This window comes from Nocardiopsis quinghaiensis (assembly GCF_008638365.1).
GTDB lineage: Bacteria > Actinomycetota > Actinomycetes > Streptosporangiales > Streptosporangiaceae > Nocardiopsis > Nocardiopsis quinghaiensis.
This window is the reverse complement of sequence record NZ_VWVU01000007.1, coordinates 234,433-258,917: the sequence shown is the minus strand read 5'-3', so window position 1 is coordinate 258,917 and position 24,485 is coordinate 234,433. Positions and strand designations below refer to the sequence as shown.

Annotated in this window: 18 protein-coding genes and 1 tRNA gene; 8 read left to right on the top strand and 11 right to left on the bottom strand. The window is 71.1% G+C overall.

Going from position 1 to position 24,485, the window contains the following annotated elements; translation table 11 throughout:
- Positions 1-26: 26 nt before the first annotated feature.
- Complete coding sequence (locus FYX01_RS16475; RefSeq protein ID WP_190394355.1) at positions 27-554, bottom strand: hypothetical protein; 528 nt, start codon at positions 552-554, stop codon at positions 27-29.
- Between the two features lie 112 nt (positions 555-666).
- Between FYX01_RS16475 and FYX01_RS16470 the strand changes: the two genes are divergently transcribed.
- On the top strand, positions 667-1,614 hold the full coding sequence (locus tag FYX01_RS16470; RefSeq protein ID WP_150242306.1) for an NADP-dependent oxidoreductase: 948 nt from the start codon (positions 667-669) through the stop codon (positions 1,612-1,614).
- A gap of 190 nt (positions 1,615-1,804) precedes the next feature.
- Here the strand turns inward: FYX01_RS16470 and FYX01_RS16465 are convergent, their stop codons facing one another.
- Both FYX01_RS16465 and FYX01_RS16460 read right to left on the bottom strand, forming a co-directional pair.
- Positions 1,805-2,437: an ATP-binding cassette domain-containing protein gene (locus tag FYX01_RS16465; RefSeq protein ID WP_150242304.1), complete on the bottom strand. Its 633-nt coding sequence runs from the start codon at positions 2,435-2,437 to the stop codon at positions 1,805-1,807.
- Between the two features lie 17 nt (positions 2,438-2,454).
- Positions 2,455-4,524 carry a bacteriocin-associated integral membrane family protein gene (locus tag FYX01_RS16460; RefSeq protein ID WP_150242302.1) on the bottom strand — a complete coding sequence of 690 codons (2,070 nt, stop codon included), beginning with the start codon at positions 4,522-4,524 and terminating at the stop codon, positions 2,455-2,457.
- A 382-nt stretch (positions 4,525-4,906) separates the two neighbouring features.
- On the opposite strand from FYX01_RS16460, the gene FYX01_RS16455 reads away from it, so the two are divergent.
- Positions 4,907-5,134 (top strand): Imm21 family immunity protein, encoded by a 228-nt coding sequence (locus tag FYX01_RS16455; protein ID WP_150242300.1) that lies wholly within the window; start codon positions 4,907-4,909, stop codon positions 5,132-5,134.
- Between the two features lie 468 nt (positions 5,135-5,602).
- Here the strand turns inward: FYX01_RS16455 and FYX01_RS16450 are convergent, their stop codons facing one another.
- A complete protein-coding gene (locus tag FYX01_RS16450; RefSeq protein WP_223830497.1) occupies positions 5,603-6,652 on the bottom strand; it encodes a tyrosine-type recombinase/integrase in 1,050 nt (349 codons plus the stop codon).
- A gap of 745 nt (positions 6,653-7,397) precedes the next feature.
- Here FYX01_RS16450 and FYX01_RS27265 point away from each other — a divergent pair.
- The gene (locus FYX01_RS27265) at positions 7,398-8,138 is read left to right on the top strand and encodes a Crp/Fnr family transcriptional regulator (RefSeq protein ID WP_150242298.1); all 741 of its coding nucleotides are present in this window, start codon (positions 7,398-7,400) and stop codon (positions 8,136-8,138) included.
- 193 nt (positions 8,139-8,331) lie between these two features.
- Here FYX01_RS27265 and FYX01_RS16440 read toward each other — a convergent pair.
- The 6 genes from FYX01_RS16440 to FYX01_RS16415 form a co-directional block, all read right to left on the bottom strand.
- A tRNA-His gene (locus FYX01_RS16440) sits at positions 8,332-8,407 on the bottom strand.
- Between the two features lie 66 nt (positions 8,408-8,473).
- Positions 8,474-9,124 carry an oligoribonuclease gene (gene orn, locus FYX01_RS16435; RefSeq protein WP_150242296.1) on the bottom strand — a complete coding sequence of 217 codons (651 nt, stop codon included), beginning with the start codon at positions 9,122-9,124 and terminating at the stop codon, positions 8,474-8,476.
- A gap of 87 nt (positions 9,125-9,211) precedes the next feature.
- Positions 9,212-11,029, bottom strand: coding sequence for a hypothetical protein (locus tag FYX01_RS26700; RefSeq protein WP_223830496.1), 1,818 nt, complete (start codon positions 11,027-11,029; stop codon positions 9,212-9,214).
- A gap of 99 nt (positions 11,030-11,128) precedes the next feature.
- Positions 11,129-11,758 carry a hypothetical protein gene (locus tag FYX01_RS16425; RefSeq protein ID WP_150242294.1) on the bottom strand — a complete coding sequence of 210 codons (630 nt, stop codon included), beginning with the start codon at positions 11,756-11,758 and terminating at the stop codon, positions 11,129-11,131.
- Between the two features lie 374 nt (positions 11,759-12,132).
- Entirely contained in the window at positions 12,133-13,887 is a 1,755-nt protein-coding gene (locus tag FYX01_RS16420) for a substrate-binding domain-containing protein (protein ID WP_150242292.1), read from the bottom strand.
- A 463-nt stretch (positions 13,888-14,350) separates the two neighbouring features.
- Positions 14,351-16,087, bottom strand: coding sequence for a substrate-binding domain-containing protein (locus tag FYX01_RS16415; RefSeq protein WP_150242290.1), 1,737 nt, complete (start codon positions 16,085-16,087; stop codon positions 14,351-14,353).
- Positions 16,088-16,487: 400 nt separating this feature from the next.
- On the opposite strand from FYX01_RS16415, the gene FYX01_RS16410 reads away from it, so the two are divergent.
- From FYX01_RS16410 to FYX01_RS16390, 5 genes are all read left to right on the top strand, one after another.
- Complete coding sequence (locus FYX01_RS16410; RefSeq protein ID WP_150242288.1) at positions 16,488-17,093, top strand: hypothetical protein; 606 nt, start codon at positions 16,488-16,490, stop codon at positions 17,091-17,093.
- A 36-nt stretch (positions 17,094-17,129) separates the two neighbouring features.
- Entirely contained in the window at positions 17,130-17,948 is an 819-nt protein-coding gene (locus tag FYX01_RS16405) for a TrmH family RNA methyltransferase (RefSeq protein WP_150242286.1), read from the top strand.
- Positions 17,949-18,013: 65 nt separating this feature from the next.
- Positions 18,014-18,940 (top strand): 2-hydroxyacid dehydrogenase, encoded by a 927-nt coding sequence (locus FYX01_RS16400; RefSeq protein ID WP_150242284.1) that lies wholly within the window; start codon positions 18,014-18,016, stop codon positions 18,938-18,940.
- Between the two features lie 61 nt (positions 18,941-19,001).
- Positions 19,002-20,672: a bifunctional 3'-5' exonuclease/DNA polymerase gene (locus FYX01_RS16395; RefSeq protein WP_150242282.1), complete on the top strand. Its 1,671-nt coding sequence runs from the start codon at positions 19,002-19,004 to the stop codon at positions 20,670-20,672.
- Positions 20,673-20,830: 158 nt separating this feature from the next.
- On the top strand, positions 20,831-22,009 hold the full coding sequence (locus FYX01_RS16390; protein WP_190394354.1) for a C40 family peptidase: 1,179 nt from the start codon (positions 20,831-20,833) through the stop codon (positions 22,007-22,009).
- 528 nt (positions 22,010-22,537) lie between these two features.
- Here the strand turns inward: FYX01_RS16390 and FYX01_RS16385 are convergent.
- Complete coding sequence (locus tag FYX01_RS16385; protein WP_150242280.1) at positions 22,538-24,340, bottom strand: gamma-glutamyltransferase family protein; 1,803 nt, start codon at positions 24,338-24,340, stop codon at positions 22,538-22,540.
- Between the last annotated feature and the right edge of the window lie 145 nt (positions 24,341-24,485).

Genomic DNA, 24,485 nt, shown 5'->3' with positions numbered 1-24,485 from the left:
TCATCGCAGTCGGACACCCCTCGATCTCAGCCCTGTGCGGCCAGCCACTCCTGGCAGCGCCCGCGGAACCACACCAGTACCTCCAGGACCTGTTGTCCGCCCGTACCGGCCAGCACCTCCATCCGGAAGTTCGGCCGGCGGTCGAGCGCGTCCTCGGGCAGGTCGGTCCCGGGGACGGCGTTGAGCCGGTCGAGCAGTTCGCGGCGCATGTCCATCGTGTCGAACGGCGGACGGGCGCGCAGGTGCTGGAGGACCACCTCGGCGGTGCCCGTCCGGGGGTAGAGGGTCAGCGCCCACCTCTTGTGCCAGGACGTCGCCTGGTCCCAGGTCCGCATGAAGCAGCTGGTCTCGGTCCCGTCCCCCCACCACAGGGCGCCGCCCCGGACGGTCCAGCCGTCGAGGAAGTCCAGCACGGCCCTCGCCGTCTCGGACGACCGGCCCTCCACCAGCTGGTCGCGGAAGCTGCGCTCGCGCTCGACCGCCTTGTCGATGTCCAGCCCCAGCAGCTCGGCCAGGGTGGCGGCCTGGTTGCGCCGCTCCTCCGCGAGCCGCAACTCCGTACTCCGGGCCGTGCTCGTCAGGGGAGGGCGGTTCCTGTCGGGGCTGGCCCGGCGCCCCGGCACAGGGCCAGGAATAGCCGCCGCGCGGGCACGTGTTGCCGCGGGCATGCGAGTTATCGGAGTAGACGAGTCCGGAGGCCCCGAGGCCCTGCGGAGCTTCGACGTTTCCGAGCGCCACGCGGGGCCCGGCGAGGTGCGGATCCGGGTGCGCGCGGCAGCGGTCAACCCGACCGACACCCTGGTCCGCAGCGGCGGGCGCGCCGGCGCACAGCGCGAGTTCCCGCCGCCCTACGTGCCGGGGATGGACGCCGCCGGGGTACTCGACGAGGTCGGCCCCGAGGTGTCCGCGGACCTGGCCGTCGGCGACGCCGTGATGGCGATCGTCGCGCCGAAGGGCGCGCACGGCGCCTACAGCGAGAGCCTGGTGCTGCCCGCGGACTCGGTGGTCCGCACCCCGGACGGCGTCCCGTTCACCGCCGCGTCCACCCTGCCCATGAACGGCCTGACGGCGCGGCGCGCGCTGGACGTGCTGGACCTGGAGGCGGGGCGGACCCTCGCCGTCACCGGCGCGGCCGGGGTGCTCGGCGGGTACGTGATCCAACTGGCCAAGGTCGAGGGGCTGCGGGTCGTGGCCGACGCCGCACCCAAGGACGAGGCGCTGGTCAAGGAACTGGGGGCCGATGCCGTGGTGGCTCGCGGGGACGACGTCGCCCAGCGCGTCCGCGAGATGGTTCCCGGCGGGGCCGACGCCCTCGTCGACGGCGCGGTGCAGAACGAGCTGGTCCTGGACGCCGTACGCGACGGCGGAGGCGTCGCGACCGTACGCGGCTACACCGGGACCGAGCAGGCGCGCGAGCGCGGCCTCTCCTTCCACCCCGTCATGGTCGTGGACTACCTGCGCGAACGAGACAAGCTCGACCGGCTGCGCCGACAGGTGGAGGAGGGGGTGCTGACGCCGCGTGTGGCGCGGGCCCTGCCCGCCGGGCAGGCCGCCGAGGCCCACCGCCTGCTGGAGGCGGGCGGAGTGCGCGGGCGCCTGGTGCTGGAGTTCTGAACCCGGCGCGGGGCGTCCCCGGACACACGGAACCCGGGCCGCTCCGCGCGCCTTGTCCCACGGCCCGTGGGGGGAGTCGCGGGCCGTGCCCGTCCACCTTCAGGACGCTGAACCCGCACTCGATGCGCGCACATGGTGGTCTCCCGTTGGGACGGCCTCCTCACGTACCTCCCCGGCCTGCTCGCGGCTCCTACACGGAGGCGGTGAGGCGCTGGTCCTGGACGTCGAACACCGCGTCGCAGGCCTCGCGCACGTTGTCGTTGTGGGTGGCGACCACCACCGCGCACCCCTCGCGGGCCATCTCCCGCAGGGTGTCGATGACCATGCGCCCGTTGTCCCCGTCCAGGGCGCCGGTCGGCTCGTCGGCCAGCACCAGGGAGGGCTTCTTGACCATCAGGCGGGCCAGGGCGACGCGCTGCTGCTCGCCGCCGGACAGGTAGTGCACCTTCTCCTTCTCGCGCCCGGCCAGGCCGACGCGCTCCAGCGCCTCGGCCTGGAGCCCGCGGTCGCGTCGGGCCACGTCCAGGTTCGCCCTGACCGTGGCGTTCTCCATCAGTGCGTAGTTCTGGAACAGGTATCCCAGGTGGTCGCGGCGGAAGCGGCGCCGTCCCCCGGGACCGAGGCGGTTGAGCCTCCTGCCGTCATGGACGATGTCGCCGCCGCTCGGGTCCTCCAGGAGGCCCATGCAGTTGAGCAGGGTGGTCTTGCCCGAGCCGGAGGGGCCGACCAGGGCGAGCACCTCCCCGGAGCGGACGGTCAGGTCGAGCCCCTCCCACAGGGTGCGCTGACCGAAGGACTTGGCGAGGTTCTTCAGGGTGATCATGGTGTTCCTTGGGTGGGTCAGGCCTGCGAGGAGCCTTCACGGACGATGCGGCGGTGGAAGACGGAGAGCGCGCCGAGGGTGATCGCGAGGGAGGCCAGCGCGATGCCCACGGCGTAGAACGGCTCCGCTCCGGTCGTGGCCGTCGCCGAAGGAGGTGCGGCCGGACTGCGCGCGGCGTTCAGCGTGGTGACGGTGTTCCACGTGGCCCATCCCACGAACGCCGCTGCGATGACCGATTCGACGGCCAGCAGCCGCCGGTGCGTGGCGACGAAGGTCCATCCGCTGATGTGCCGGGCGAAGATGGCCTGTGCGCGGGTGCGCACGTGGATGATGCACGCGGCCGTGGCGGTCAGCAGCAGCACCGTGCTCGCGCCGAGGAGGTTGAACGACTCACTGCGTAGTGCGGCCAGGGTGTCGCCGTGCTCCTTGTGGGCACTGGTGGTGAGCATCTCGACCATGGAGATGTAGCGGGACGCCTCGGGACTCTCCGCCCGGAACTCCTCGACCACCGCCGGATCGGGGAAGACGGTCTCCCGTCCCGACATGTGGGTGATGTAGCTGCTATCGGACATCACCTCGCCGTTGGGGAGGGCGATGATGACCGGTTCGTGCAGCAGGGGCAGGAACATCGGCCCGTTGAAGCGCTGTGCCCCGTACGTGAACACGGTCTGGTCGTCGGCGGCCGGCAGCACCTCGATGTCAAAAGTGCGGTTCGGTAGGCCGTTCAGCTCCAGCCAGTTGTCGGACATGCCCTTCACCAGTTGGTCGGTGTCGACGGAGGCGGATTCGGGAGTGACAATACGAATGGTCTCCTCCGGCCCGTAGCGCTCTCCGGACGGTGAGAAGATCTCCTGTTCGGACAGGTAGGTGTCGTTGACCAGGAGGACGGGACGGTCCGTACCGGGTGCCGTCGGTCCGGCCTGACCGCCGGGCACGAGTGAGAACGGGTCCATGTGCACCGCCAGCACCATGTCACCGTCGGCATCGACCTCGCGCAGCCAGGGGCCGAGTTCATCGTCCACGGCCTGCTCGTCCGACCAGCCGTAATTGGCGCTCAGAGCGGGCCGGGAGGTGTCGTCGTACTGTTCGTACACCTCCAACCCGATGCGCTGGTCGCGGGCGTTCTGCGCCGCGGTGACGACGGAGCCGACGATGACCAGGGTCAGCACCAGCACGGGGACGCGCACCAGGTAGATCGCGACGGTGGTGCTGCGCACGGGCAGGCGGCCCCTGAGGGCGGGCAGGATGCCGGTGGCGTGCACCAGGCCCAGGACGGCGGCGTGTACGGCCAGGCAGGGCACAATGAGCATGGCCAGGAAGGCCAGTGCGAGGGGCGCGTAGAAGCCGAGTTGGTTCCATCCGTTGTAGAAGCCGAGGAAGGCCAGTACGGCGGCGGTCACCGTGGGCAGCGTGATCGCGCACAGACGGGCGATCTTGAGCAGGTCCTTGCGCAGGATGCTCGCGTAGGAGTGGCCCTGCAGGCGCATGACGGCGTAGTCGCGGGAGGAGAGCAGGACCCCGGCGCCGACAGCGGTGACGGTGCCGAGCAGGGCGACGGCCAGGAGGTTGAAGAGCTGGCCGCCGGTGAAGAAGTGCCACAGCTGCGTGATTTGTGTCCCGGGGGCCTCGTGCAGTCCGTGCTCGGCGAGGGCCTCGCGCAGGGCGGGCTGGGCCTCCGGGGTGCCGAAGACGAGGTAGTGGCCGTTGGGCCCCACGTCGCCGAACTCGTCGATGGGGTGGGTTTCTACGGTGAAGCTGCGGCTGAAGGACGGATACCCCTCCTCCAACCAGTCCGCGTAGTGGGATTCGGGATCGGAGACCGCCAGGTACAGGTGGGCCCGAGAGGAGGGTTCGTTGACGTCGAGGATGGTGTAGCCGATGGCGGCACCGTGGTCGTCGGCGATCTCCTGCACGGTGCGCGCGATATCGCCGGTGTCGTGCGTGCCCTCGTTCTCGGTGATCCACACCATCTCCGAGTCCTCAAGGACATACATGGTCTGCTCGGCAGTGACGGCGAGGAGGAAGGCGATGAGCGCCGCGAATGCGACACATGCCGTATAGGCGAAGGAGAGAATACGGTTCGGCACCTGGTGGTCCTGTCAGGGGCGGATATGGCAGGCCCGCCGGTGAAACTGCACCGGCGGGTCCACCGTACGCGGCGTCGTGGCGGTAGCACACCTGCCGCTGTTCTACGGGGTCCCCGGCGGGGAGAGACCGCATGTTCGATCACGTGAGGCGACCGGTTGGCAAGGAAGCTAACAGTGACCAGACAGACACGACAAACCTCCCTTACCTGGACATACGACTGATTTCCGAAGAGGATCGCTGCTTCACCTGGATGTTCGTCCCGAAGCCGGGTAGGGGCCACATCCGGCCACGCTCGGGCAGAACCGGTGAAGAAGCCCTGGTGACAGAGCCGGTCCGATGTCGCGGCAGGACATTGTCTGTGGCCGCGGGAACACTGGCGGCATGAGCGCTTTCTCCTCCACCGAAGCCGACGCGTCCGGTGTTCCTCCCACCTGGGTGAGTTCGTTCGGAGGCCCACTGCTGCTGGTTCCCTCCTCCGCGCTGGCCGCATGGGGCGGCTGCACGGACGAGGGGATGATCTTCGGGGACCCGGACACCCCGGACGACTACGACCGGGCCTGTGCGGTGGACGGCCTGACGGGGGTGGTCCCCGTGGACTTTCACAGATGATCTTGCCCGTACAGGCGTGCTCGGCCGCCGGCACCGCCGCTACGGGCAAGATCATCGCTGTTGGGGCCTGCTCGCCTGGCGAGCACGCATCCACCTGAGGGCTAGCCTCCTCGGGCTGCCGCCTCTCCAGCCCCGCCTGTTCGGTGCGCAGCTTCTCGATGACGGCCTTGTGTTCGTCGATGAGTTCCTTCCGCCGGTCGGCCACCGACTCCAGCGCCGCCTTGCCCCTTTCGGCTGTGGCCAGGTCCCTCTCCAGGTCGCGGATCCGCTGCCGACTCTCGCCAAGGGACTTCCTCAGCCCCACTGAATCGGTGGCGGCCCGCTGGTACCGGTCCCGCGCGGCGCCGAGTTCGGCCTCCATCGTGCCGAATGGCGCAGGTCGTGGATGCGCGGCTTCTTGCCGAGCCCTCGCCGCTGGGTCTCCTTGACCCCGGGCGCCCACCTGCGCCCGTAGAAGGAGGAGTGCCGTCACCAGGACCCCCGGTCGGTGGTGAACACGAACTCCTCCGGTCCCTTGCCCTCCAACCGGGGGCGGAGAAGATCGATGGTGCGCGGTGAGAGCGGGATGCGCCTGCGCGAGCTGCGGGTCTTGGGCGCACCGAGCCGGAAGGTGTTGTCGGGGCAGCGCTTCCACGCCCGCCGCACGTCCAGGTGCCCCAGGGTGAGCGGCTGCCCATCGGGTCCGATGGCGGACGTGAGGGTGATGTCGCGGACCTGGAGGGCGGTGAGTTCGCTGTAGCGCATTCCGGTGCGCACGAACACCTCCACCATGTCGCGTACGTCCTCGGCCATGGAGTCGCGCAGCAGGGTGAACTCCTCGCGGGTGAGGAAGCACATGTCGTGGTCTCCTTCGCCGTCGTCGACGCGGGGCAGACGGGTGCGCGAGGCCGGGTTGGAGGGCCGTAGCGGCGGGTCCTCGCGCACGGCGGCCTCGCAGACGGTGAACAGCAGTCCGTGCAGGTTGTGGATGGACTTGGGGGAGAGGGGTTTGCGCAGCCATCCCGGTTCCTTCTTGCGCCCCCGGCCGGGCGTGCTGGTCCTGTGTGGGGCGGTGGGGTCGGGGACGCCGGTGCGCAGGTGGTTGATCCAGGTGCGTACGTCCTTGGGTGTGAGCTGGGCGGGATCGCGCAGGTTCACCTTCCCGAAGCGGGGGATCAGGTGGATGTCCAGGTCGCGGTGGTAGTCGGCGCGGGTGCGTTCGGCGATGCCGGTCATGGAGTCGACGAGGTCGCGGGCGTAGTCGGCGAACAGCACCGGCTCGGCTTCGGGTTCGTCGTCCGCGTCGGTCTTGACCCATCCGTGGCCGGGGACCCATCCCGGGGCCCAGCCTTGGCGGCGGATCCAGTTCTCGGGCCACTGGTGTCCGGCGGCTTCGACGTGAAGACGGAAGGTGTGGGCGTCGGCGTGGGTGTCGAAGGGTTCGGACTGGGGCGCGCCGGTGCGGGTGCCGCCGAGTCGCCATTTCACCCAGTAGCGGATGCGCCCGTCGGCTAGTTTGCGCTGGTTGATGGTTGCCATGCGTGGACCATCGCTTGGACGGGGGCCGAAGCGAAGGGAATCGGCGAAGGTTCTCGAAGAACCTTCCGCTGTAGTTGCGCGTCCGACGCTGTCATGGTCGATATGTTAGGTTTCGCGGCCCGGGGTGCGTGTGTAGTGACAGTCCTGGTTGCGCCAGAATCCGGCATTAGTCGGAAAGAGCGTACGGGCCAAGGTCACATACCCGTAGGGTGGGATATGCGGGTGATCTCGTGGTCTCTTCGCCGAGCCTAGTGAATCACCGCAGGTAGACAGTACTTCGGGGGTGGTAGCCCGGAGTCCCATCTCACTGAAGAGGCCGCCCCGTTTGTGACCTGGGGCGGCCTCTTCAGTGCGTGGACTACCTCCTGAGCTGTCAGGCCATGCGTGGAGGATCGGTAACGTACTTCCACACAGGACCGCGACGCCTTCGCGACTGACCTGGATCATGCAACTTCGTCCTACCACCGAAGTTGCACGGGTTGGTCGTGTTGGTTTCCGTAGGCTCGGCGAAGGAGATCTCCATGGCCATCGGTGATCGTGAAATCACACCTCCAGCCTCCGCGCATGAACGGAGTGCTCCCTGGGTTAGGCCCCTCGTGGCCTTGGCCGCGCTTGCCTTGGTGGGTGTGGTCTCAGTGACACTTGCAAGCGTGGACCCAACTGTTGTTGCTACCTCCCTCACCGCGCTGGCGGCTGTCATGGGTGGTATCGCAGCACTAGTCCGCTCTCTGCGTGGACGCGGCTGATGACGGAACAGGCTCCGCTCTTCCCGTCGTGGCCGGAAGAGTCATTTGCTTCCCGGCTCTCCGAGGGGCAATGGCATGGGTTCCAGAGTCTGGGGGCGTATCAGAAGGTCGGCTCCGGACTCCTTCTCTACCGCGCTGGAACCCATGCAACGAACTTGCTGATCATCATCAGTGGCACGGTCACGCTGACTGAGCGACTGCCCCATGATGGTTTGGTAGGGGTGCGCCATAGCGGAGACCTGCTCGGCGATCGAGAAGTACTCAGTTGGGCGTCGAGGAGTCCTTATCCCCCTGCTCAGGCACCGTGTTATCGCGAGTCCGCTTGCGCGATAACCCCAGTCAAGGTCCTACGGATACCCGCCCTTCACTTCAACCAGTGCATTGAGTATCAACCAAGTCTGTGGCGAGCGATAGCGGCTGACCTACACTGCAGGCTTGCTGCTGCGGAGAAAGTCCGGGCAGAGGGCGGCCAAGGCGCCCCTCGGCGGCTGGCTCAGGCGCTCCTTGCGCTGTGGCCTCGTGATGGTCGAATCACGGACCGGGAAGAGCTTCTGGTTACACAGGGGCAACTGGCTTCATGGATTGGAGTCTCGCGAGAGACGGTCGAGAGGATCCTACGTGGCTGGCGAAGCCGGGGGATCGTCCAGACCAGGTACGGGAGGATCGAGGTGCGCAAGCGAGCGAAGCTTCAGCAGCTTGCAGGTCAAGATTCCTCCGAAGAGCTGTCGAACGTAGCGTGAGAACGCCGTATTAGGCCGCAGCGAATCACTCTGCATCGTGCACCCGGGTGCACCCCGCCCCGGGATGAGTGACGGGATGGGCGGTGCACACTCGGCGGGTACATTTTCGCCCCCGTGCACCCGCTGGTGCACCCCCGACAACGCAAAAGCCCCTGACCGTTGCGCGTTTGCGCTGGTCAGGGGCTTTTGCCTCTGGGGTGAGTGACGGGACTTGAACCCGCGACTTCTTGGACCACAACCAAGTGCTCTACCGGCTGAGCTACACCCACCACGTGCGCCTGGCCTCGCGGCCCTGCGTACGTCTCAAGCTTAGCGGACTCGGGGGAGTGCTTCGATCAGTTTTCGGCGGTGCGGTTCTCCGAGTCCTCCTCGGAGCCCTTCGTTCCGGGGTCCTCGGCGACCACGTCGGCGGCGATGGCGCGGGCCGCGGACGAGCTCGGGCCGGGCGGGGGGACGAAGGCCGCGGCGCGGTAGTACCGCAGCTCACGGATGCTCTCTGTGATGTCGGCCAGCGCCCGGTGGCCGCCGTTCTTCTCCGGGCTCGCGTAGTACACACGCGGGTACCAACGGCGCAGCAGCTCCTTGATGGAGGACACGTCCACCATCCGGTAGTGCAGGAACTCGTCGATGCGCTTCATGTCACGTGCCAGGAACGTGCGGTCGGTGGAGATCGAGTTGCCGCACAGCGGGGCCTTGCGCGGCTCGGTCACGTACTGGTGGATGTGCTCCAGGACCAGGTCCTCGGCCTCCTGCAGGCTCACACCCTTGTCCAACTCCTCCAGCAGTCCGGAGGTGGTGTGCATGTTGCGCACGAAGTCGCCCATGCGGTCCAGTGCGTCCTGCGGGGGTCTGATCACGACGTCCACACCCTCGTCGAGGATGTTGAGCTCCCCGTCGGTGATCAGACAGGCCACCTCGATCAGCGCGTCGCTCTCGAAGTCCAGGCCCGTCATCTCGCAGTCGATCCACACCAAACTGTCAGTCATACCGGTCAGCTTAGGGGCTCGTGAGCAGCGCCGGGGATGGCGAAGGGGCGGCCGCAACGCTGTCCGACCGCCCCTGGGAGACCCGGGTCAGTCCCAGACCCAGTTGTCCGAGACGCCGGGCGGTGCGCCCACGCCGATGAGCTCGTACATCCAGTCCCACACGTCCCAGAACTGGAGATAGGCCAGAGCCGCGACGACGAGCACGATCAGGAGGAAGAAGAAGCATCCGCAGCCACAGCCGCGCTTCTTCTTCCTCCTGGGCTGCTGCGGGGGCCGCTGCTGGTAGGGATACCCGCCCGGAGGCTGCCCCGGACCCGGCTGTCCCCACTGGGGCCCCTGGGGGCCCCCGGGGTAACCGCCCATCGGCGGCTGCCCTCCGGGACCGTGCGGACCACCGGCCATCGGGCCGGGCGCCGGCGGGAACCCGGGGGGCGGACCGGGGCGGCCCATCGCATGCGGAGGATGCCCGGGGGGACCCGGCGGCGGACCCTGCGGCGGGCGCGGCGGTGTGTTCGGGTGGCCTCCCTGCGGCGGGGGCGGGTACCCGGGAGGCGGGAAACCGCCCTGATGGGGCGGCGGGTACTGGGGATAGCCCTGCTGGGGACCCGACGGCGGCGGCTGCGGACCGGCCTGCCGCTGGGGTGAGAACATGCCCGGCTGCGGACCGGACGGGGGCGTGGCCCCGGCGGAGTAGCCGTACTGCGGACCGGAGGGCTGCGCGCCGGGACGCTGCGGGCCGGAGGGCGGCGCACCGGGAGGCTGTGCGCCGGAATGCTGCTGGGCGGGCGGTGCCTGGGCGCCGGAGGCCGACTGGCCGGGTGTCTGCTGCCCGGGAGCCTCCGGAGCGGAGGGCTGCTGCCCTGGCGGGGCCCACGAGGCGCCCGACCGGGTGTCGGCCGGTGCGTCGTCGGCGGTGCCCGGGGCCTGCCCGGCCTGCCCGGACGGATTCCTGGCCTGCTCCTCGGCCTGGCGCCGGGCCTCCTCCTCACGCTGCTTGGCGGCGGCCTCCTCGGCCTGGCGGCGCTGCTCCTTGCGCTCCTCGGACAGGTCGGCCCACCCCTCCTTGAGGCTGCCGAGGAACTTGTTGAACTTGCCGCCCCTATTGTCGTCCTCCTCGCCCGTACCACCCGAGAACGCCGGGTCGGCGGGGTCGAACACGGCGGTCCCGGAGGGCTCGCCCCCGGAAGGGGGGAACACCGCGGTGCGCGGGGCGTCACCGGAGGCCCCCGGGTCGAACACGGCCGTGCGCGGTACGTCCTCGCCGCCGACGGCGTCGCTCAGATCCGACGTGGGGATCTCGTCGCCGGAGAGGTCCGCGGTGGGCAGCTCGTCATCGTCGCGTCCGGACGGGGCGGAGGGGCCGACCCGCATGGTGCCGGGTTCGTCGTCGACGGGGGCCTGGGGGGCGGAGGTCTGAGGAGCGGGGGAGGAGCCCTGCGCCCACGACGGGTTGATCCGCATGGTGCTGGGCTCGTCGTCGATGGGGGCTTGGGAGGCCTGGGGGAACGGCGGGGCGGTGTCCTGCTGGGGGGAGTCCTGAGCCGGGGAGGGGTTGATGCGTATGGTGCTGGGATCGTCGTCCACGGGGGCGGCGGGACCGTCGGCCCCGCCCTGGGCCCAGGAGGGGTTGATCCGCATGGTGCTGGGATCGTCGTCGACCGGCGCGGGAGCCGGGGAGGGGCCCAGCCGTACCGTTCCGGTGTCCTCCTCTTCGGAGGGGGAGTCCCGCGGCCCGGAACCGCCCAGGTGGGTGGTGGCGGCCTCCTCGTCGGAGCCGTCGGCACCTCCCTGGAGTTCGCTCAGGGAACGGGTGTGCCGCGTCCACTCGTCACCGTTCCACCATCTGAGCGTCTGCGCGTCGCCCTGCGGGTCCGCGTACCAACCCGGCTCGATAGATCCACCCATGGGCGACAGACTAAGGGGTTGTGGGCCGGTGGTGAACCAGCGGTACCCGGTTCCTCCTGTTCGGGGCGTTCGGTGCTTTTCCCTCCTTCCGTCCCGTACTCACGTGGTCGCAGAGCGTCGTGGTTCCGGGCGGGTGCGCGGAGCGCGGGACGCCCCCTCCACGGGCGGACCGGTGGCCAGCAGGCGCGCGGTGTCCAGCCTTCCCGGCCCCTTGGCGCAGGAGCCCGGTACCTGGTCGTGGCCGAAGTGGCCGCCCCGGGCCCACTGACGCGCCGCCTCCCCGGCCTTGACCCCTTCCCTCCCCGGAGGGCCCGCGTGCCAGGTCCGTGCCACTCCCCACGAGTCCGTCCACGCCAGGATCGGGGCCAGTCCGAGCATCGGACCGTCGGTGAAGGGTGCCTCCCGAGAGGCGATCGCCGCCACCACCAGGCACACCCGTCCCTCGTGCCCGTGGTCGAGGTGCAGTCCGTACTGGTGGGTGCTGCCCAGTGCCACCCGGCTGCGGCGGGTCGCCGCCAGGGTCTGGACCACCTCACCGGTCAACGGGTTCCACACCAGGTGTGCGGTGCGCTCCTCGTCCACCATCCGCCGCGCCTCCTCGCGCGCGGACCAGGCCCCGGGGTCCGACTCCGTCACCGTCCACACGGCGCGAGGGGCGCCGATTCCGGGAGGTGTCCGGACGGCTCCGCCGTCGAGCCTCTCGGCGCCGGGCATCCACGCCTCCGCCATGGCCTTCCCCCATCCGGTCGTCGTGTGCCGGGTCCGGCGCGCGGGGGAGACCCGGACGAGCAGGTCCTGTTCCCCTCCCCCTCCCCGAACCGCGGCGTCCCGGAGGGGCGGCCGCCGTGGGGACAGGCCCCGGCTCCTTTCTGGGTACGTCAACCCGGGGAAGAAGTCCATAGCCCCTCCGGGGAAGGACAGGGACTTGTCACTCCGGGTTCCGTCCGGTGCCCCGTACCGCGAGAGCACTGCGCGCACATCGCTCACACCGCGCACACGGCGGGAGGAACCGTTCCGGTCCCGGTTCCCCTGTTCCCGACCCCTGACACGGGTCCGGGCCGCGGCGTCACACGCCGCGGCCCGGATGTCGCCGGAGGAGAGGCCTACTCGGTCTCGTTCTCCGAGATGCGCAGGGAGAACGCCTGGAGGAAGATCTGGCCGATCTCGGTGGGGTCCTCCGTCATGTACGCGGCGCCGCCGGTGGCCGCGGCGATCTCCTGGAGCGGTTCCAGGTTCTGCACGTCCGGCCCGAACGCGATCGTGATGATCGGGATCGGCCGGGACGGGTCCGCTATGTCGTTGATCTGGGACATCAGCCCGTCCAGCTCCAGGCCGTCGGGGTTGTCGTTGTCCCCGTCGGTGAGCATGAGGACGACGTTGGTCCGGTCAGGCCGGTAGGTGCTCGACATCTCCTGGTAGGCGGCCAGGTAGGTGTCGTACAGCGCCGTGTCACCCTGCGGCATCGGCGCGAGCGAGCCCAGCGCGTTCGCCATGACGTCCCTGTGCGTGGTGTCGCCCTCGACGGTCGCCTGCAGCTCGCGGATCGGGGCGGTCTCCTGGTAGTGCAGGTCGCCGTTGACGTTGGTGGAGAACTTCCACAGGCCCAGCTCCGAGCTGTCCGTGAACATCTGCAGCCCCTCGGCGGCCGCGGCGCTGGCCACCTGCATGCGGGTCATCCCGGTTCCCGGCACCTCGGCCAGCATGGATCCGGAGACGTCCACGATCGTGAGCACCCGGGAGTCCATCTTGAGCTGGTTCCAGGCACGGATCAGATCGTTGGTCGCGCCCTCGGACGGCGTGGCCAGCTCGGTGGGCGGCTCCTCCGTGAAGCCGGCGTCCTCGGTGAGCACGGACGTGTCGACCTCGCCTTCGGAGCCGCGGAAGCCCTGTTCGAGGATGCGGGTCTGGGCCGCGTCGCCGCGCACCGCCGTGCGGAACTCCTCGGCGGCGCGGGTGACGTCGCTCTCCTCGCTGCGCACGATGTACGGGTAGTCGAGGTAGTAGGTGTCGCCCTCCACATAGCTGGCCCGGGCGCCGGCCTCCGAGTGCGCGGAGTTGTAGCGCCACACGGCCTGCTCCGACATCACCATCGCCGGCGGGGCCTCGGCGGTGCCCCCGCTGAAGGCGAGGAAGGCGGCCTCCTCGTCGGGGGAGGCTCCCTGGTGCAGGGCCTGCAGCGCGGCGGTCATGCGCGTGTTGAAGGTCGCGGTGTCGGGGCTGTTCTCCTTCAGCGCCCCCTGCAACAGGTAGAGGGTGCCCATGCCGGTGGAACTGCGCGCGGGGTCGACGACGCGGACCGTGCGACCCCCCTCGCCGGGCGCGGAGGTGGGGATGACGTCCGCCCAGGCACTGGGGCCTCCGCTGTCGTCGGCGTGCTCGGCGAGCTCGGCCAGGACCAGCGGCGAGCGGGCCACGGAGGTCCCGGTCTCGGTGATGACGGCGTCGCCCGCCTCGCTCTGCACCAGGCGCGGCCATATCGAGGAGTCCGGGATCCACACGTCGGACTCGGTGTCGCCCATGGTGGCGCCGGCACCGGTGATGCCGAAGGCGACGTTGGCGGAGTCGACCTGGCGCACCTCCGCGTACACGCAGCGCCCGTCCACCTGGTGTTCCTCGGTGTTGAAGCCCGAGGCGACCTCGTCCAGGGCGGGGGCCAGCTCGGGGCTGACCGCGACGTCCAGTGTGATGTCGGATCCGCCGCAGCCGTCGGCCTGACCGAACATGTAGACGCCCGCCACGGTCAGACCGAGCACGATCACCAGCGCCGCGGCCAGGGCGGCGAAGGCGCCACCGCGGCCGCGGCGGCGCCTGGCGCGGCTGGAGGGTTCTTCTGCGTATCTTCCGCGGTGACGTCCCACAGCTTTCCTCACGGGGTGGTGTACGGACACGTGTCGTACAGGGGGGATGTGTTGGTACGGGGGTGGGTGGTGCGGGATGACCGTACGCACCGATCCGGTGGGCGGGCCGACCACACGTGTGTTACTGGTGGGAAACGGTACTCAACGGTTCAGGTTGAGGAGATGTCGGTCGAACCGGTCATGCGACGGCGGATCCGGGGAGCCGCCGTGTCGAACCTGAGCACAGGGCCGGTTACCTCGGAAAATCCGGCCCGTTCTGCATGCGTCTGCTTTTCGGAAGCGGTCCGACCGAAAATCGATTCCGATATCCAATCGAGACCACTTCTGTCCCATTGGGGCCGTTTCGAGCCGGATTGGCGGTATCCGTCCCTCTGGGGCCCGAACCGGTCCAGGCCGGGCTCCGTGCCCGACCGGCCCGTACGCGGGCACCGGGCGGGTGGGCCGGAACTCCCGGGAACACGGTCTAGCCGTCGCAGTCGGGCACGCACAGCCGCCGCGAGATCGAGCTGAGGAAGATGTCGCCGATCTCGCCGGGGTCCTCGGTCACGAACAGCGATCCGCTGGTGGCCGCCGCGATCTGGCGCAGCTCGGACTCCTCCGCCTGGGAACCGAAGGCGATGATGAACGTGCTGACCGGGCGCTCGGGGTCGAAGCGGTCCTGCAGCGCCGCCACCAGCTCCCCGTGGGAGATGTCGCTGGACCCCTCGTCCTGCCCGGCGGTGAGCAGGATGACGCTGTTGATCTTGTCCTCATAGTAGTCGTCCGCCACCTCGTCGTAGGCGGCCAGGATGTTGTCGTACAGGCGCGAGCCGCCGCCCCGCACCCCGATCCCCTCGGCCACCTCCATGAGTTCCTGCCGGCGGGTGGCCTCCCCGTTCTCGTCGGCCGTGCCCAGGCGGTGCAGGTCGGCGGCCTCGTCGCGACCGCCTCCGCCGTACTCGTCCGACATCAGCCACAGGCCCATGTCGGTCTCGTCGGGGAACAGCGACAGGCCCGTGAGCGCCGCCTGCTGGGCGACGTCCATCCGGCTCCGCTCCCCGTCGAGGGCCTCCGCCATGTTCGCGGAGGTGTCGGCGAGCACCAGGGTGCGGCTGGGCATCGACAACCTGTTCCAGTCGGTGACCGACGCCAGCAGGGCGTCCCCCGTCAGGTCCCCGTGGGTGGCCGGCTCCTCGGCGACCAGGCCGGGCCGGCCGTTCAGGGTCGGTGACGCGGTGCCGTCGGGATCGCGGAATCCGAGCTCCCGCAGGCGCGAGCGGTAGGACTCCTGGCGCAGCACCTCGTACAGGTCGGCGGCGGCCGACTGCAGCGAGGGCACGTCGGTGGTGGTGACGTAGGGGTAGTCGAGGCTGACGGTGCCCTCCACGGGGTAGTGGGCCCGAAGCGGGGGCGCGGACGAGGCCCTGTCGGCGTTGTAGGACACCACCGCCTGCTCGGGGACGACGATCACCGGGTCGACACGCTCCTCGGCGGCGGCCGATCCGGGGTGGAAGGTGTCGAGGTCGATCTCGCCGAACGCGCTGTCGCGCTGCACGTCGCGTACGAAGTCGGTCATGGCGGTGTCGGCGTCGTCGCCGCTGCCCAGGTGGCGCCGGACGGCGTGCATGACGGTCATGCCGTCGACGCCGCGGTTGGGATCGACCATGACCAGCGGCCGGTCGGGGCTCCGCTCGCCGGGCAGGACCAGGGTCCAGCTGGTGTCGTCGGGAGCGGGCATGCCCTCCGTGTCCTCCGGAGCGGCCAGGACCACCGGTGAGCTGGCCAGGGACGGCGGGTCGGTCTCGATGCCGTGCATGCCGCCCTCCGACACGCGGGTCAGCTCGACCCAGGCCGAGGACTCGGGTACCCACACGTGCGGTGCGATGGTGGAGTCCCCGGAGCGGCCGCCGGACAGGGTGGTCATGATCCGGTGCGGCGCGATCTCGTCCACCTGCGCGTACACGCACTCGCCGTCGTAGCCGGGGCGGCCGTCGTTGAAATCGGTGGCGGCCTCGCGCAGCACGGGTGCCATGTTCTGGGTCGCCGACACGCGCAGATAGCGGGTCTCACCGCAGCCGAGCACGTCCAGGCCGACCGGGACCGCGATCGCGGTGGCGGTGATGAGCGCGACGGCGATCGCGGTGATCCCCAGCGGCGACCCGAGAAGTCTGCGGGTGGTCGAGGCGGTCGGTGAGGCGAGTCGGTGGCGTCCACTGGACACGGGCACTCCGGGGGCGTATCTGTGTCCGGCTTCCGTCCGGTGGTCGCTCGGAAGCCGGTGGTGTGAGGGACGGTCGCGAGGGTGATGTCCCGCACACGCGGCGGGGAGGGCGAGAACCGCCGCGCGCTCTGCGGCGTCCCACGGTGTGGAGGACGAACGACCACATCATGCGGCGCGAACGATTCCCTTCCAGGACCTTACTCGTGGGTAATGCGCGAGCGGAAGAGCGGTTCCCGTTCCCCGGAGCGCTTCCCGACGGTTCGAACGAGGTGACCTTTTTGTTACCGTGCACAACGGGGAGCACCCGGGGCTCCCCGCTAGGCTGTTGCCCCCGCGTTCGCACCCGGCTCTCGCTCCCCGCTGGACGCACCGTGACACCGACCCCCGAGGGTTTTCTGGCATGTCCTCATCGCATCGTGACCACCGGAGCCGCGGCACGCTCGGCACTGCTCTGCTCGCAGGCGTCTGCTGCGCCGGAGCGGTCGCCTACGGAGTGGTCGTCGGTCCGTCGATGCTGCCGCCGCAGGACGTGCAGACCACCACCGCGATGACCACGCAGGTGGGTCCGGAGGTGGCCGAGGAGCCCGAGGAGGCTGTGGAGGAGGGGCCGACCGGGCACCTGCAGATCCAGGTGAGCGACCGCGGCCGCGCCTGGGTGCAGACGCTGATGTGCACCGGGGACCTGGAGGAGGATCCCGCCGCCTGCGCCGAGCTGGCACGGGCGGCCGAGGAGCTCCACGGGGACACCGGGTCGTCGGTCCGGAGCGGGGGGGTCTCCTCCGAGGGCGGCGCCGCCCCGACGGAGGCCGCCGCCCCGGGCAGCGAGCAGCTGTTCACCGAGGTGCGTGAGGGGACCGTGTGCACCGACGAGGTGTACGGCCCCCAGGAGGCCGCCATCGTGGGGACCTGGGAGGGCCAGGAGGTCGAGACGACCCTCACCCGCAAGGGCTCCTGCGAGGAGGCGCGCTGGCAGCGCCTGCGCGCCCTCACCGACCAGATCAGCTGACGGGCGCGTTCCCCGGACGGGGGATAATCGTCCTCCATGGACGTCATCAGGGTCAGTGACCCCGCGGATCCGCGCCTGGCCGACTACACCCGCCTGCGCGACGTGAACCTGCGTCGCCACCTGGAGGCCGAGCACGGGCTGTTCATGGCCGAGGGCGACAAGGTGATCCGCCGGGCCGCCGCGGCCGGGTTCGAGCCCCGCAGCTTCCTGCTCACCGAGCGCCGCGCCGAGGCGCTCGACGACGTGGTCGCCGCCTTCGACGCACCGCTGTACGTGGTCAGCGAGGACACCGCCCAGCGGCTCGTCGGCTTCGACCTGCACCGCGGCGCACTGGCCGCCTTCCAGCGCCGCGCCCTGCCCTCCCTGGAGGACGTCCTGGCCGGGGCGCGCACCATCGTCGTCCTGGAGGACCTGGTGGACCACACCAACGTGGGCGCCATCTTCCGCAGCGCCGCCGGACTGGGCGTGGACGCGATCGTGCTCGCGCCCCGCTGCGCCGACCCCCTCTACCGACGGGCGGTCAAGGTGTCCATGGGTGCGGTGTTCACCCTTCCCCACACCCGCATGGACGACTGGTACGGCGGCCTGGACACCCTGCGGGAGGCCGGGTTCCACCTCATGGCGCTCACCCCCGGCGAGGGCTCCCTGCCCATGCGCGACGCCATGGCCGCCCTCGGCCCCGGCGACCGGGTCGGACTCCTGCTCGGCACCGAGGGCGACGGCCTGTCCCCCCGCTGGCTGGAGCGGGCCACCGCCCGGGTGCACATCCCCATGGCCGACCGCGACGTGGACTCCCTCAACGTCACCGCCGCGGCCGCCATCGCCTGCTACGAGCTGGCCCGCTCGGCGGGGTGACCCCGGCGCGCGGCGCCTCGCTAGGGTGGCTCCCGAGACGGACCGAGGGGAAGGACACGGAGGACATGGGCGGCCGAGCGCTGGTGCAGTGGGAACAGAACAGGGACAACGCCCCGGACTCCCTGACGGTGGACCTCTATCCCGGAGGGCCGGCCCCGGTCGGCGGCCTGGACGAGGTGGCCTTCTACCAGGTGCCCTACACCCCCTCCACCCAGGGCGCCGACGAGCGGCTCGACATGATCGCGCGGATGCCGTCCCTGGAGGTGGTCCAGCTCCTCTCCGCCGGATACGAGCACGTGCTCCCACGGGTCCCGGACCACGTGACCCTGTGCAACGGGCGCGGCCTCCACGACGCCAGCACGGCCGAACACGCCCTGGCGCTCGTCCTGGCGGCCCAGCGGGACCTGCCCCGGTGGGCGGTCGCGCAGGAGGAGCACCGGTGGGACCCGGCTCCGCTGCGCTCCCTGGCCGACCGCCGCGTGACGATCGTCGGCTACGGCAGCATCGGCCAGGCCATCGAGAGCCGCCTGCTGCCCTTCGAGACCGAGGTCGTGCGCGTGGCCAGCCGTGCACGCCCGGGCGTGCACGGCATCGACGAACTGCACGCCCTGCTGCCCGAAACCGACGTCGTCGTCCTGGTCACCCCGCTCACCGAGGCCACCCGCGGCCTGTTCGGCGCCCCCGAGCTCGCCCTGCTGCGCGACGACGCACTTGTGGTGAACGTGGGCCGCGGACCGGTCCTGGACACGCGCGCCCTGCTGGCCGAGAACGGCCGGGTGCGGGCCGCCCTCGACGTCACCGACCCCGAGCCCCTGCCGGAGGACCATCCTCTGTGGAGCGCTCCCGGCGTGTTCCTCACCCCGCACGTCGCGGGCGGGGCGGCCGCGTTCTACCCGCGCGCCCGGGCCTTCATGGACGCCCAGCTCGCCCGCTGGGCCGCGGGGGAGGAGCTGGCCAACGTGGTCCGCCCCGGCGCTCACCGCGACCACTAGGAACTCCCTGCCGGTACGCGTGTTATGTCCGACTGTCGGCGGTGAAGGACACACTGGGAGGATGCGGATCGCGGTGGTCGCCGACGGCGAGGGCGGCGGCTGGCTCCAGGAACTGGACGAGGCCCCCGGCCCGGTCCGCCGTGTGGCCGACCTCGCGGCCGCCGTGGGCGAGGCCGAGCACGCCCGCCCCGAACCGCCCCGGTGGGTGTGGTCGGCCTGCGAGGACCTCTACCCCGAACTCGTCCGCGCCGGGGTGAGGGTCGCGCGCTGCCACGACACCGCCCTGACCGAGGCCCTGCTCCTGGGCCACCACTCCCGCCATGGCGAGGCCTCCTCCCTGGGCGCGGCCTGGGCCCGCCTGCACGGGCTTCCCGTTCCCGACGACCCCGTCCGTCCCCTCGGAGAGGGCACCGCCGCACAACCCGCCCTCTTCGAGGCCGACCGCTCCACCCTGCCCCCGGGCACCGACCGCCTCACCGCCCTGGTCGAGGTCCACGCCGACCAGCTGGGCCGCATCGCCCGGCTCCCCGAACCCGGGCGCATGCGCCTGCTCGCGGCCGTGGAGTCGGCGGGCGGGCTCGCCGCGGCGGAGATGAGCCATGACGGCCTGCCCTGGCGTCCCGACGTCCACGACGAGATCCTCACCGAACTCCTCGGCCCCCGGCCGCCGTCCGGGCGGCGGCCCCCCGTACTCGCCGACCTCGCCGCGCGCATCGGCGAGGCCGTCGGCCACGAGGTCAACCCGGACTCTCCCGCGCAGGTCCTCAGGGCGATGGCGTGGATCGGCCACCCCGTCGGGTCCACCCGCTCCTGGGTCCTGGAGAGGGTCGACCACCCCGTCGTCCCGCTCCTGCTGCGCTACAAGGAGCTCGCCCGCCTGCACTCGGCCAACGGCTGGGCGTGGCTGGAGACCTGGGTGCGCGAACGCCCCGGGCCCCACGGCCGGCGCCTGGGCCGCTTCCAGCCCGACTACGTGGTCGGAGGAGTCGTCTCCGGGCGCTGGGCCACCCGGGGCGGAGGCGCCCTCCAGATCCCCAAGTCGGTCCGGCGGGCGGTCCAGGCCGATCCCGGCTGGGTCCTGGTACGCGCCGACGCGGGACAGCTCGAACCCCGCGTGCTCGCCGCGGTCTCCGGGGACGACGCCCTCGCCGCCGCGGCCGCGGAGGAGGACCTGTACGCACGCCTGGCGGTGCACGTGGGCGGCGACCGCGAACGCGCCAAGATCGGCATGCTCGCGGCCATGTACGGCCAGACCTCGGGCGACGCCGCGCCCCTGCTGGCCACCATGCGCCGCCTCTACCCGCGCGCCCTGGACTACGTGGACTCCGCCGCGCGCACGGGCGAGGGCGGCGGCATCGTCCGCTCCTGGCTGGGACGCACCTCGCCCGCCCCCGGCTCGTGGTCCGCCACCGTCTCCGGTCCCGACGGCGAGCGCCGCCGCCGCGCGCACGGGCGGTTCACCCGCAACTTCGTCGTCCAGGCCACCGCCGCCGAATGGGCCCTGGTGCTGCTCGCCGCTCTGCGCCGGCGCCTGCCGGACATGCCCGAGGGCGCGGGAATCGTCTTCTTCGTCCACGACGAGGTCGTCCTGCACGTGCCCGCCGACCTCGCGGGGGAGGCGGTGCGCGCGGTCGCCGAGGCCGAGGCCGAGGCGAGCGCCGCCCTCTTCGGGGACACCCCGGTGCGCTTCCCCCTGGCCCCGGTGGTCACCCAGAACTACGCGTCCCCGTGACCGCGAGGTGGACGTCCGGTATCGGACGGCGTGGACTTCTTGCAAAGTCGTCCGTATGCGCCCATTCTTGGACGCGGACAGGTTGTCGGCAGGCCGTACGCCGCAGGGGTTCTCCCCGCACCGGACGGCTCAGTCTCACAGGAAGGTGAGATCCCCCCGTGCGGAGCCGTTTGAGAACGTGTGCGGGCACTACGGCAGCTTTCGCGGTGGCCTTCACCGCCTTCGGTGCCACCCCCGTCTGGGCGGACCCTGTGGTCGAGGACCGCCCCCCCGTCAGCGAGCAGTTCGCACCCGGTTCCCCCAGCGGCACCGACCCCCGTGGGCGTGACGGGGAGGCCGAGGGCCGGGTCCCCGACGTCTCCGACGTCTCCGAGCTCCGTCGGGACGCCTACGTGGCCCCCTTCCGGGAGGCGCGCAGCGTCGAGTACTTCGCCGTCGCACCCCGCGGCCTGCCCCGCGAGGCCGTCTCGGCGGTCCGCGGGATCGACGGTGTCGAGAGCGTCCTGACCGTCGACGCCGCCCGTGTGGAGATCGACGGCGAGCCCACCTCGGTGCTCGGCGTGAACCCCTCCAGCTTCCGCAACCACGCCCCCGAGCCCTCCGCCGAGTCCGACAGGATCTGGCAGGGCGTGGCCGAGGGCCACATCGCGCTGTCCAACGACGTCGGTACCGAGCGCGGCCTGGAGGTCGGCAGCGAGATCACCGTCGCGGGCGGCCGCGGCGAGGTCCCGCTGGAGGTGTGGACGCACGCCACATCCGGCATCGTCGGCATCGACGCGCTGGTCTCGCGCGAGCGCGCCGCGGGGCTGGGCATGCCCAAGGGCAACGCCCTGGTGGTCTCCGCCCCCGACACCGACCTGTGGGAGCTGCACGAGGCCCTGGCCGAGGCCCTGGGCGAGGACGTCTCCCTCCAGCTCGTCGCCGACGCGTCCGAGCCCCTCGTCAGCGGCGAGGCCGTGGCCCCCTCGGTGGTGGAGCAGGTCATCGCCAACGCCGAGAGCCAGCTCGGCGTCCCCTACGTCTGGGGCGGTACCACCCCGGGTGCGGGGTTCGACTGCTCGGGCCTGCTCCAGTGGGCCTTCCGCGAGGCGGGCGTGTCCATCCCCAGGGTCACCCACGATCAGTGGAACGCCGGCCAGCGCGTGGACTTCGACGACATCCAGCGCGGTGACCTGCTGTTCTGGCGTACGGACCCCACCGCGCCCGACTACATCTCGCACGTGGCCATCTACCTGGGCGAGGGCATGATGCTGGAGGCGCCGCGGACCGGACTGGACGTGCGCGTCACTCCGGTGCGGACCGGCAACTACGCGGGAGCCGTTCGCGTCAACACCTGATACGTGTTTCCCTCCTCACCACCCCTTCCGGCCGTCGTGCCGGTCGGGTTGTTCTTCTGCGCGGAAAAGGTACGCGGTATCCGTGTGCGTATCGTACCCAGAATGATTGTGCACCGTATACTCGTGCTCGATAAGCTTTACTCAAATCACCTGTATGGCACGGGGAAAAGGTGCGGGAAAAGAGAGTGGACCGTGGTGTCACCGCGCCGGTGACACCACGGTCCACTCGTTTCTCCTTACCCGGAAGACCCAGCCGGGAGGGGGAGGCGGGTCTCGGGCAGGAGGGGGAACAGGGCCGTCACTGAGGGAGGGGGAGACAGCGTACGAACCCTGATGTGGTGGTATTGAGTTCTGACGGAACGCGTTCGGAAGCTTTCCCGGAGTGCCGTCGCACAGGGTCTACATAAGCAGTGACCGGGCGATTTGGCAAGAGGCAAGACCAAGGCAGGCAAGCGCTCTCAAACCTCTTGCGCCGTCCATCTCGGTCAGTCCCGCGCCGCTTTCCGTGTTGTTCTGTCTTCTTCCAGGTCAGCGCCCGGCGGCGTACCCCTGCGCGCCCCGGGCGTCGGCGGCGGCGCGCAGCTCGCCGGAGTCCGGATCGCGGGCCACGGCGGCCAGACGCCCCAGAGACCAGTCCTGGACGACCTCCACCCGGTGCCCGCGCCCGCGCAGCGCGTGGATGACCTCCGCGCCCACGCGCGGCTCCACGACCAGGCCGCCCGGAACCGTCTCCCTGGGGTGGAACGAACTGGGGAAGGCGGTGGTGTGGAACATCGGCGTGTCCAGGGCCTCCTGGAGGTCCTCCATCCCGTTGAGGATCCGCAGCAGGGCGGTGAACGTCCACTGGTCCTGCTGGTCGCCGCCCGGGGTGCCGATCGCCAGGACCGCCTGGCCGTCCTCGCGGGTGACCAGGGTGGGGGACAGGGTGGTGCGGGGGCGCTTGCGGGGCGCCAGCGCGTTGGGCGAGGCCGGATCGAGCCAGAACATCTGGGCCCGTGTGCCCAGGGGGAAGCCGAGGCGGGGGATGAGCGGGGAACTGCTGAGCCAGCCGCCGCTGGGCGTGGCCGAGACCATGTTGCCCCGGGCGTCCACGACGTCCACGTGGCAGGTGTCCCCGCGCAGCTCGGCGGGTCCGGAGCCGGCCGCGTCGCGCACCGTGGGCTCACCGGTGGTGCGGTCGGCGGGGGTCTGGCCCGGCACGTACAGCGGTGGCTCGAAGGGGAGGCGCGTGTCGACGCGGCCCGGGCGCTGCTCCATGCTGGCGTGGCCGTCGTCGACCAGGGCGGCGCGGCGGGCGGCGTAGTCGGCGCTGAGCAGCTCCTTGAGGGGCACGTCGACGAAGTCGGGGTCGCCGTACCAGGCCTCGCGGTCGGCGAAGGCGAGTTTGGCGGCCTCGGTCACCCGGTGCACGAAGCCGGCGCTGACCCCGTCGAGGACGTCGTGTCCGGTGCCCAGCGCCTCGGCGACGCGTAGCTGCTGGAGCATGGCGGGCCCCTGCCCCCACGGGCCGGTCTTGTGCACGGTGTGTGAGCCGTGGGAGACGCTGACCGGGTCCTCGTAGGCGGCGCTCCAGTCGGCCATGTCCTGAGCGGTGAGCAGGGCCTGCCGGGGCTCTCCGGAGCCGTCGGGGACGGGAGAGGACAGGAACTCCCCGACCGCCTCGGCGACGAAGCCCCGCGACCAGGCCCGGCGCGCGGCCTCGATCTGCGCCTCGCGGTCGCCCCCGGCGCTCTCTGCCTCGGCGACGACGCGCCGGTAGGTGGCGGCCAGGGCCGGGTTGCGCAACCGGGAGCCTGGGCTGGGAGCGGTGCCGTGGGGGAGGTAGACGGCGGCGGATCCGGTCCAGTGCCGGGAGAAGACGGGGGCGAGGTTCTCGACGGCGGCGGCGATCCGGTCCAGGACGGGGTAGCCGCGCTCGGCGAGCCCGATGGCGTGGTCGAGCACGTCGCGGACGGTCATGGTGCCGTGGTCGCGCAGGAGCAGCATCCAGGCGTCGAAGGAGCCGGGGACGGTGGCGGCGAGCACGCCGCTGCCCGGGACGCGGTCCATGCCCGCGTAGGCGTCGATGGTCGCGGCGGCGGGGGAGACGCCCTGGCCGCACAGGACCCGGGGGGCGCTCCCGGCGGCCTGGAAGACGACGGGGACCTCGCCGCCGGGGCCGTTGAGGTGGGGCTCGACCACCTGGAGGGTGAAGCCGGTCCCGACGGCGGCGTCGAAGGCGTTGCCGCCGCGTTCGAGCAGGGACATGCCGGTGGCGCTGGCCAGCCAGTGGGTGGAGGCGACCATGCCGAAATCGCCGCGGAGCTGGGGGCGGGTGGTGAAACCGGGCATCTGAGCGGGTCCTCCTCAGGTGTGGGGGATGGCGGGGGTCGCCACCGCGGTCCGGGCCGGGCGTGCCAGGGTGGGGCTTCGCGACCGGCGGGTGACTGTGGTCACCCGACCGCGGACCTGAGGTGACGGTACATCATGGGTTGTT

Excerpts from the sequence above, each read along its gene's own strand:
- FYX01_RS16470 (WP_150242306.1), top strand. The coding sequence starts at position 667 with ATGCGAGTTATCGGAGTAGACGAGTCCGGAGGCCCCGAGGCCCTGCGG.
- FYX01_RS26700 (WP_223830496.1), bottom strand. The coding sequence starts at position 11,029 with ATGGGTGGATCTATCGAGCCGGGTTGGTACGCGGACCCGCAGGGCGAC.
- FYX01_RS16400 (WP_150242284.1), top strand. The coding sequence starts at position 18,014 with ATGGGCGGCCGAGCGCTGGTGCAGTGGGAACAGAACAGGGACAACGCC.
- FYX01_RS16450 (WP_223830497.1), bottom strand. The coding sequence starts at position 6,652 with ATGGCAACCATCAACCAGCGCAAACTAGCCGACGGGCGCATCCGCTAC.
- FYX01_RS16455 (WP_150242300.1), top strand. The coding sequence starts at position 4,907 with ATGAGCGCTTTCTCCTCCACCGAAGCCGACGCGTCCGGTGTTCCTCCC.
- FYX01_RS16385 (WP_150242280.1), bottom strand. The coding sequence starts at position 24,340 with ATGCCCGGTTTCACCACCCGCCCCCAGCTCCGCGGCGATTTCGGCATG.
- FYX01_RS16405 (WP_150242286.1), top strand. The coding sequence starts at position 17,130 with ATGGACGTCATCAGGGTCAGTGACCCCGCGGATCCGCGCCTGGCCGAC.
- FYX01_RS16395 (WP_150242282.1), top strand. The coding sequence starts at position 19,002 with ATGCGGATCGCGGTGGTCGCCGACGGCGAGGGCGGCGGCTGGCTCCAG.
- FYX01_RS27265 (WP_150242298.1), top strand. The coding sequence starts at position 7,398 with ATGACGGAACAGGCTCCGCTCTTCCCGTCGTGGCCGGAAGAGTCATTT.
- FYX01_RS16410 (WP_150242288.1), top strand. The coding sequence starts at position 16,488 with ATGTCCTCATCGCATCGTGACCACCGGAGCCGCGGCACGCTCGGCACT.
- orn (WP_150242296.1), bottom strand. The coding sequence starts at position 9,124 with ATGACTGACAGTTTGGTGTGGATCGACTGCGAGATGACGGGCCTGGAC.
- FYX01_RS16425 (WP_150242294.1), bottom strand. The coding sequence starts at position 11,758 with ATGGCGGAGGCGTGGATGCCCGGCGCCGAGAGGCTCGACGGCGGAGCC.
- FYX01_RS16465 (WP_150242304.1), bottom strand. The coding sequence starts at position 2,437 with ATGATCACCCTGAAGAACCTCGCCAAGTCCTTCGGTCAGCGCACCCTG.